Below are 8,527 nucleotides of genomic sequence, written 5' to 3' on the forward strand. Positions count from 1 at the left end.
GTACGACCGGGTGCTGGGCCGGCTGGCCGAGGCGGGCGCCGAGCCGGCCCTGGCGGTCCTGCTGTACGACAACGAGGTGGTCGCGCGGGTCCCGGAGGAGCCGCACGACCGTCCCGTACAGGCGGTGGTGACGCCGGGAGGCGTCCTGCGCTTCGACGTACGGTCCGTACGGATGCGGTCCGTACCGATACGGGACGGGCGGACACGGTCCGCACCGATACGGGATGGGCGGACACGGGACGGGCGGCGCCGGCACGGAGGCTGACACCGCCCGGCGCCCGTCACGCGGGAGTTCGCGCTCACGCCTGGGCTCACGCTCACGCGGGAGCTCACGTTCACGCCGGGACTCACGCTGTCACCGCTAGGGCGTCAGCGTCAGGGTGTCGGTCGTGGTGCGCTCCACCGCGTTGACACCGTAGGACCAGTCGAGCAGCTCGCCTCTGGCCCACTTGCTCGTCTGGTCGGTGTAGTGCGCGCTGTAGGCGTGTCCCGAGGCGCCCGTCAAATTGATCCAGCGGGACTTGTCCCAGTCACCGACATTGACGACCATCCGCATCGACGGCACCCATATGACCTCGTAGCCGCCCGCCGCGTTCCAGCCCGTCGCGTTGACGGCAGCCTCGCCGCCGCCGAGATTCCACGGACCGCGGTTGAGTATCTGCTTGAGGAAGCCGGGCCCGCTGGTGCCGAGCGTCTGGTTGTCCAGCGTGAGCTGGTGCAGTCGGCCCCAGGTCCAGCTGGACACGTCCTTGCCGAGCTTCGCGGTCAGCTCCCAGCGGGCATCCGCCATGGCGCGCTGGAGCAGCTCGTCGCGGGTCGTGCCGGCCGAGTCCCTGCGGCTGGCCGGGATGCTCCACCAGGGATTGTCCTCGTCGTCGATGATGCGCCGCACCACCTCGTACCAGCGGTCCCCGCCGTCCGGCTGCGCCAGGTCCGGATCGCGCTGGCCGCACTCCCGTACCCGCTGGTCGAGATCGTCCAGCGGGCCTGTGCTGTCGGCGGGACGGACGCTGAGGCACTGGCCCTTGACGCGTACCTCCTTGGGCAGCTTGTTGCCGAAGGCGAGCTTGAGGACATTGCGCCACACGGCATTGAAGTAGGCGGCGGCTCCCGAGTCGGGCTCCTGGGTGTAGTCCCAGCCTTCGAGGAGCTTCTGCGCCTCGCGTACGGCTGGGTCCTTGACATCGAGCTTGACCAGGATCGGCGCCAGCAGCTTGGCAATCTGGCTGCTGTTGTCCATCTGCATGGTCTGCATGTCGGCGGTGGAGATCTTCCCGCCGTCCTTGATCTTCGACTCGATCAGGTCGTTGATCCGCTGGCTGCGGGCGCCGTAGCCCCAGTCCTCGGTCAGCGGGTACGGGTACTTCTTCGCGTCGACGACGGCCTGGTTGGCGGTGACGATGTAGCCGCGCTCCGGGTTGTACTCGTACGGGAGCTGGTCGAAGGGGATGTATCCCTTCCACTGGTACTTCGGGTCCCAGCCGGGAGCCGGCATCCGGCCGTCGCCCTCGGCGCGGATCGGAATGCGTCCGGGCGCCTGGTAGCCGATGTTGCCCTTGGTGTCGGCGTAGATCAGATTCTGCGAGGGGACGTCGAAGTGCTCGGCCGCCTTGCGGAACTGGGTGAAGTCCTTGGCCTTGTTGATCTCGAAGACCGCGTCCATGGACTTGCCCGGCTGGAGCGCGGTCCACTGGAGCGAGACGGCGTATCCGTCGCCACGGTCGGGAGCGACATCGCCGACCGGCGCCTTCTCGCCGACCTTCGCAAGCTCGGTGTCGCGGTCGGAGACCACCGGACCGCGGTCGGTGGAGCGGACGGTGATCTTCTTGCTCTTGCCGCCCGCGACCTTGATGGTCTCCTCGCGGAGCTTGAACGGCTTCTCGCTGTCGCCGTACTGGTACGAGCCGCCGTCGACCTTCTCCAGGTAGAGGTCGGTCACGTCGGCGCCGAGGTTGGTGAAGCCCCAGGCGATGTCCTGGTTGTGGCCGATGATGACGCCGGGCATTCCGGAGAAGGTGTAGCCCGCGACGTCGTACTGGCAGGTCTCCGAGACGCTGCGGCAGTGCAGGCCCATCTGGTACCAGAGCGAAGGGAGCTGCGGGGCCAGGTGCGGATCGTTGGCGAGCAGCGGCTTTCCGGTGGTCGTGTACGTGCCGGAGACGACCCATGAGTTGGAACCGATGCCGTTGCCGCTCGGGCCGAGCAGGGCGGGGATCTCGTCGAGGGTGCCGGAGAGGGCCGCGAGCTGGGAGTTGAAGTTCGCGGTGGCGTCCGCGGCGCTGGTGCCCGTGCCGGTACCGGTGCCTGTTCCCGTACCGGTGCCTGTTCCCGTACCGGTGCCTGTGCCTGTGCCGGTGCTCGGATCCGTGCCTGTGCCTGTGCCCGTGCCTGTGCCGTCGGTCGTGTCCCCCGGCGCCGTCGAGCTGGGCTCGGCCTTCGGGTCGTACTTCCCGGTTATCGGGTCGATCCCGCCCTCGCTGACGATGGGCTTGTTCCGGTCGTACGGGTACGACGGGTACAGCTCGTCTATCTGCTTCTCGCTCAGCCGGCTCGTCAGCAGTGAGCGGTCGATCTCGTCCTGCATATTGCCGCGCAGATCCCAGGCCATCGCCTTGAGCCAGGCCACCGAGTCGACCGGTGTCCACTTCGCGGGCTTGTAGTCGTTGGTGAAGTCCAGCGCGGCGTACTCGACCGAGATGTCCTTGCCGTCGCGGCCTTCGAGATAGGCGTTGACGCCGTCCGCGTACGACTGGAGGTTCTTCTTGGTCTCGTCCGAGAGCTCGGTGTCGTACTCGCGCTGGGCCACTCCGCGCCAGTCGAGGGTGCGCAGGAAGGCGTCGGTCTTGACCTGCCCCGAGCCGAACATCTCGGAGAGCCGGCCCGCGGTCATATGGCGGCGGACGTCCATCTCCCAGAAGCGGTCCTGCGCCTGGACGAAGCCCTGGGCGCGGAAGAGGTCCTCGTCGGAGTTCGCGTAGATCTGCGGGATGCCGTAGCTGTCCCGGCGTACGTCCACGGGTCCGGAAAGGCCCTTGAGCTGGATCGATCCCGTGGTCTGGGGGAAGGAGGCACGGACCGTGCCGACGCCCCAGTACGCGCCGTAGCCGACACCCGCGACAAGCGCCAGCACCAGGACGATCACGATCAGACGGGCGCGTCGCCCCTTCTTTTTGACGGAAGGGGGGGCTGTGTTGGCGGGCATCGCTGTCCTTCGAGGGGCAGGGTGGTCCTGGAATGCTGGAGCAACCATAGGCGCAGGCGTTCCCTGCCCCCGACGCGGTGTCATGTAGTGCGACTCATCGGACGACCACACAGGGATACAAGCGGGATTCCTACAGGGTTCCGGCCGGGATCTTGCCGGAATTCGCGCGCTATGGCGACTCGGATCACATCCGCGCTCGCACAGGCGATCGAACGCGTCAAGAAAACGTTAAAGATTAGGTAAGGTAACGAAGTACTGGCCGCCGGAGGAACGATCCGGCGTGCGCGAGGGGAAGGATCGGCCGCTGACTGTCCACCAGCTCAATGAACTCCTGCTCGTCAGCTCACTCGTGCTGCTGATCGCGGTCGCGGCCGTACGGATCTCGTCCCGGAGCGGCCTCCCCAGCCTGCTTCTGTACCTCGGCATCGGCGTCGTCATAGGGCAGGACGGCATCTTCCATGTCAAATTCGACAACGCGGGACTGACCCAGGTCATCGGCTATGCCGCGCTTGTGGTGATCCTCGCCGAGGGCGGTCTCGGCACGAAGTGGAAAGAAGTGAGGCCGGCGCTGCCCGCCGCCGCCGCGCTGTCGACCGTCGGTGTCGGCGTGAGCGTCGGCGTGACGGCCGCTGCCGCGCACTATCTGGTCGGCCTGGAGTGGCGGCAGGCGCTGATCATCGGCGCGGTCGTCTCCTCGACGGACGCCGCGGCGGTCTTCTCCGTACTGCGCAAGGTGCCGCTGCCGGCCAGGGTGACCGGAGCGCTGGAGGCGGAGTCGGGCTTCAACGACGCGCCCGTGGTGATCATCGTGGTCGCGCTCTCCGCGTCCGGTCCGGTCGAGCACTGGTACGTACTCGTCGGCGTGATCGCCCTCGAACTGGCCATCGGCGCGTGCATCGGGCTGGCGGTGGGCTTCGCCGGCGCCTTCGGGCTACGGCATGTCGCCCTGCCGGCCTCCGGGCTCTATCCGATCGCGGTGATGGCCATCGCGGTGTCGGCGTACGCGCTCGGCGCCACCGCACACGGCAGCGGCTTCCTCGCCGTCTATGTCGCCTCGATGATCCTCGGCAACTCCAAACTGCCGCACGCTCCGGCCAACCGCGGCTTCGCGGAAGGGCTCGGCTGGATCGCGCAGATCGGGATGTTCGTCCTGCTCGGGCTGCTGGTGACACCGCATGAACTGGGCGACGACTTCCTGCCCGCGCTGATCGTCGGACTCGTGCTGACCGTGGTGGCACGGCCGCTGTCCGTGCTGATCAGCCTGCTGCCGTTCCGTATCCCGTGGCAGGAACAGGCGCTGATGTCATGGGCGGGCCTGCGCGGCGCCGTACCCATCATTCTGGCGACCATCCCCATGGTGTCGCAGATCGAGGGCAGCCTGCGGATCTTCAATATCGTCTTCATCCTGGTCGTGGTCTACACGCTGGTGCAGGGCCCGACGCTGCCCTGGCTGGCGAAGGCGCTGCGGCTCGGCAGCATCACCGCGGCCTCCGATCTGGGCATCGAGTCGGCGCCGCTGGAACGGCTGCGCGGCCATCTGCTCTCCGTGGCGATCCCGGAGCGGTCGAAAATGCACGGTGTGGAGGTGGGCGAGCTGCGGATGCCCTCGGGATCGGCGGTGACGCTGGTCGTACGGGACGGCAAGAGCTTCGTGCCGTCGCCCGCGACCGTGCTGCGCCGTGGTGACGAGTTGCTGGTGGTGGCGACGGATCCGGTACGGGACGCGGCGGAACGGCGGCTGCGGGCGGTGGCGCAGGGCGGCAAGCTGGCCGGCTGGCTGGGGACGGGGACGTCTTCCGGTACGGGTATGGGTCCGGGCGGTGGTACGGGCAGCGGGAACGGCTCGGGTACGGGTGCGGGAACCGGCGCGGGGATCGGCGGAAGGTCGGGATGACCGGGCGGGGCTGTCGTCGTCGCGGGTGAGTGGTGGGCGAACGGCGGGTGAGTGGTGGGTGGCCCGTGAATGGTGGGCGTGGGAGTGAGCTCATGCAATCGCAGGCGCGGGTGGCCGGTACTTGGGGATTCCGAGGGCGCGTGACGTTCGTACCTGTATGGTGAAGGCGCACCTGACTGATCGACCACCTCTGCCTGACGCAGTGCTGGCGCGACCGTATGGCGGCCGTGGCGCTTCCGTAGTGGGCCCTGGTATCTACCGCAGTTCCGCGCAAGAGGACAGCTCTCGGCTGCCCCCGTGACCGCGGGGGCGCGCTACCAGGCGGCAGAAAGGCAAGGACCGTGTCCCGCAACACGGTCGGCACCGACGAGCCCGCCATACCCCGTAAGACGCGACTCACGCGGCGCACGCGGAACGCTCCGCGCCGTCCCGGCTACGGGCGGCTCCTGCGTACGCCCGGTGCCTGGACATTCCTGCTGCCCGGCTTCGCCGCTCGCCAGCCCTTCGCGATGCTGACGATCGGTATCGTCCTGCTGGTCCAGCACACCACCGGTTCGTACGGCACCGCCGGGGCCGTGGCCGCCGTCACCGGTGTCTCCATGGCCCTTTTCGCACCGCAGAGCGGCAGGCTCGCGGACCGGTTCGGGCAGCGCGCGGTACTGGTACCGGGCGTGCTGACGCACACCGTCTCCGCTGCCGCGCTGATCGTGCTCGCGCTGGCGGACGCTCCTCTGTGGGCGCTGTTCATCGCCGCCGTGCCCACCGGCGCCTCCGTCCCGCAGATCGGCCCCATGGTCCGATCGCGCTGGGCCGCCCTGCTGAGCGGTACATCGGGCACCTCCTCCCTGCTGCCGACCGCCGCCGCCTTCGAATCCGTGACGGACGAATTCACCTTTGTCATCGGGCCCGTGCTCGCGACCGCGCTGTGCACCGGCGTGCACCCGGCGGCCGGACTGATCGCCGAAGCCGCGCTCACCCTGGTCGGCGGTCTGCTCTTCGCCGCTCAGCGCGGAACGCAACCTCGGACCGGCCGACGCGGCACCGACGCCTCGGGAGAGCCGGAGGACCCGGGAGAGCCGCGTACGTCCGCGCTGTCCATACCCGGGGTACGAGTGCTGGCCGTGGCCTTCCTGGGCATCGGTTCGGTCTTCGGCGGAATGCAGGTCTCCCTCACCGCGTTCGCCGAGGAGATCGGTGCACCTGGAGTGAACGGTGTGCTGTACGGGATCTTCGCCGCCGGCAATATGCTCGCCGGGATCGTCTGTGGCGCCGTCGCCTGGAAGGCCGGCCCGCGGCGCAGGCTGCTGTTCGGATACACGGGACTGACCCTGGTCGCCTCCACTCTGTGGGCCGTGAACTCGGCGCCGCTGCTCGCCGGGCTCGGACTGCTGGTCGGGCTCTGTATCGCGCCCGCGCTGATCACGGGCTACACACTGGTCGAGTCGCTGGTGCCCGCCTCGGCCCGCACCGAGTCGTTCACCTGGCTGACCGGCGCGGTAGCGCTGGGCCAGGCCGCGGCCGTGACCGCCGCGGGCCGGCTCGCCGACGCACATGGCGCGAGCACCGGATTCATGGTGCCGCTGGTTGGTACGGTGCTGGCGCTCGCCACCCTGGTGGTACTCCGCTCCCGACTGGCCCCGAAGGCCTTAGGACGAGTCGCCGCGCGTGGGATGAGTCACCGCGAGCCGGTGGCAGTGGACTGATCGCGCGGAATACGTCACTATGGAGCGTCGTTAGCACTCATTGAGTGAGAGTGCCAGGAGGAGCAAGTGCCGACCTATCAGTACCAGTGCACCGAGTGCGGCCAGGGCCTTGAAGCGGTGCAGAAATTCACCGATGACGCCCTGACCGTATGCCCGAATTGCCAGGGACGCCTGAAGAAGGTGTTCTCCGCGGTCGGCATTGTCTTCAAGGGCTCGGGCTTCTACCGCAACGACAGCCGTGGCTCGTCGTCGAGCAGCGCGCCCGCTTCGGCGAACTCGTCGGGCTCAGCCTCTTCGGCTACGAAGTCGTCGTCCGAGTCCAAGGCCGCGGCGGCGGCCTCCTCCTCGGCCTCCGGTTCCTCCGCGTCCGGTTCGAGCACCGGCTCAGGATCGAGCTCGGGCTCCAGCTCCTCGACGTCGAGCAGCAGCTCCAGCGGCTCTTCCGCCGCCTGATCCGCGTCCTGCCTTTCGCGTCGTTTCCTCTCTTCGCCGGGACCCCGCCGTTCTCCTACGGCTGGGGTCCTTCGCGTATGCCCGTGACGGGGCCGCTACTGTGATCGGATGGCGAACGCAGAGATCGGCGTGATCGGTGGCTCAGGTTTCTACTCCTTTCTGGAGGACGTGACCGAGGTCCAGGTGGACACTCCGTACGGACCGCCCAGTGACTCTCTCTTCCTCGGCGAGATCGCCGGGCGGCAGGTGGCGTTCCTGCCTCGGCATGGCCGCTCGCACGGCCTCGCTCCGCATCGCATCAACTACCGCGCCAATCTGTGGGCGCTGCGCTCCGTCGGTGTGAAGCAGGTGCTGGGACCGTGCGCGGTGGGCGGGCTGCGCACGGAGTACGGGCCGGGCACGCTGCTCGTACCCGATCAGCTCGTGGACCGTACGAAGGCTCGGACACAGACCTACTACGACGGAGTGCCGCTGCCGGACGGCAGCGCGTCCAAGGTCGTCCATATCTCGCTCGCCGACCCCTACTGTCCCGAAGGCCGCCGGGCGGCGCTCGCGGCGGCGCGGGTGCGCGACTGGGAGCCGGTGGACGGCGGGACGCTCGTGGTCATCGAGGGGCCGCGGTTCTCGACTCGGGCGGAGTCTCAGTGGCATGCGGCGATGGGCTGGTCGGTCGTCGGGATGACCGGTCATCCCGAGGCCGTACTCGCTCGTGAACTGGGCCTGTGCTACACCTCCATGACGCTTGTGACGGATCTGGACGCGGGAGCGGAGACCGGCGAGGGGGTCTCCCACGAGGAGGTCCTCCAGGTCTTCGCCGCCAATGTCGACCGGCTGCGCACCGTGCTCTTCGACGCGGTGGGCGGACTGCAGCCGAGTGAGACGCGGGACTGTCTCTGCTCGCATGCGCTGGACGGGATCGACACCGGGCTCAAACTGCCCTGATCACGAGTTGCCCCGGTCCTCCGCGAACCATGCGCGGAGGAACCGGATTCGGGCGGGCGAGGGCGGCAATCACTCGTGCGGGTGGCGGACTTGTCCACAATCGGCGGACCGTCCACAGGCCTCGGCGGGATCGTGGCGGACCGTGGATCGTGAGGAGCGATCGCGAAACTCCTCACGTCAGGCGGTGGTCGCCATGTCCCGTTCCTTCTCGCACGACTCCCACGACTCGCATGACTCGCATGACTCGTGTGATCCGTTCCTTCCTCCCGCTGTCCGCGCCGCTCTCCCGCCCTCTCGCCCTGCCCTTTCCCTGCCGCTCCCTCTTCCTCCGCC

The 8,527-nt window shown here is 68.5% G+C and carries 6 protein-coding genes; 5 read left to right on the forward strand and 1 reads right to left on the reverse strand.

Going from position 1 to position 8,527, the window contains the following annotated elements; all coding sequences use genetic code 11:
- The coding region (locus tag GA0115259_RS29580) for a 5-formyltetrahydrofolate cyclo-ligase (RefSeq protein ID WP_218104245.1) at positions 1–265 on the forward strand (265 nt) is incomplete at its 5' end.
- Positions 266–361: 96 nt separating this feature from the next.
- Here GA0115259_RS29580 and GA0115259_RS29585 read toward each other — a convergent pair.
- The gene (locus tag GA0115259_RS29585) at positions 362–3,202 is read right to left on the reverse strand and encodes a penicillin acylase family protein (protein WP_093602703.1); all 2,841 of its coding nucleotides are present in this window, start codon (positions 3,200–3,202) and stop codon (positions 362–364) included.
- Positions 3,203–3,506: 304 nt separating this feature from the next.
- Here GA0115259_RS29585 and GA0115259_RS29590 point away from each other — a divergent pair, with 304 nt between their 5' ends.
- The 4 genes from GA0115259_RS29590 to GA0115259_RS29605 all read left to right on the forward strand — a co-directional run bounded on the left by GA0115259_RS29590 (position 3,507) and on the right by GA0115259_RS29605 (position 8,194).
- Entirely contained in the window at positions 3,507–5,096 is a 1,590-nt protein-coding gene (locus GA0115259_RS29590; protein ID WP_093602709.1) for a potassium/proton antiporter, read from the forward strand.
- 377 nt (positions 5,097–5,473) lie between these two features.
- A complete protein-coding gene (locus GA0115259_RS29595; RefSeq protein WP_093602711.1) occupies positions 5,474–6,799 on the forward strand; it encodes an MFS transporter in 1,326 nt (441 codons plus the stop codon).
- A 66-nt stretch (positions 6,800–6,865) separates the two neighbouring features.
- On the forward strand, positions 6,866–7,252 hold the full coding sequence (locus tag GA0115259_RS29600; RefSeq protein WP_093602705.1) for an FmdB family zinc ribbon protein: 387 nt from the start codon (positions 6,866–6,868) through the stop codon (positions 7,250–7,252).
- 108 nt (positions 7,253–7,360) lie between these two features.
- Entirely contained in the window at positions 7,361–8,194 is an 834-nt protein-coding gene (locus tag GA0115259_RS29605) for an S-methyl-5'-thioadenosine phosphorylase (protein ID WP_093602707.1), read from the forward strand.
- The last annotated feature ends 333 nt before the right edge of the window (positions 8,195–8,527 follow it).

Source organism: Streptomyces sp. MnatMP-M17 (assembly GCF_900091995.1).
Taxonomy (GTDB): domain Bacteria; phylum Actinomycetota; class Actinomycetes; order Streptomycetales; family Streptomycetaceae; genus Streptomyces.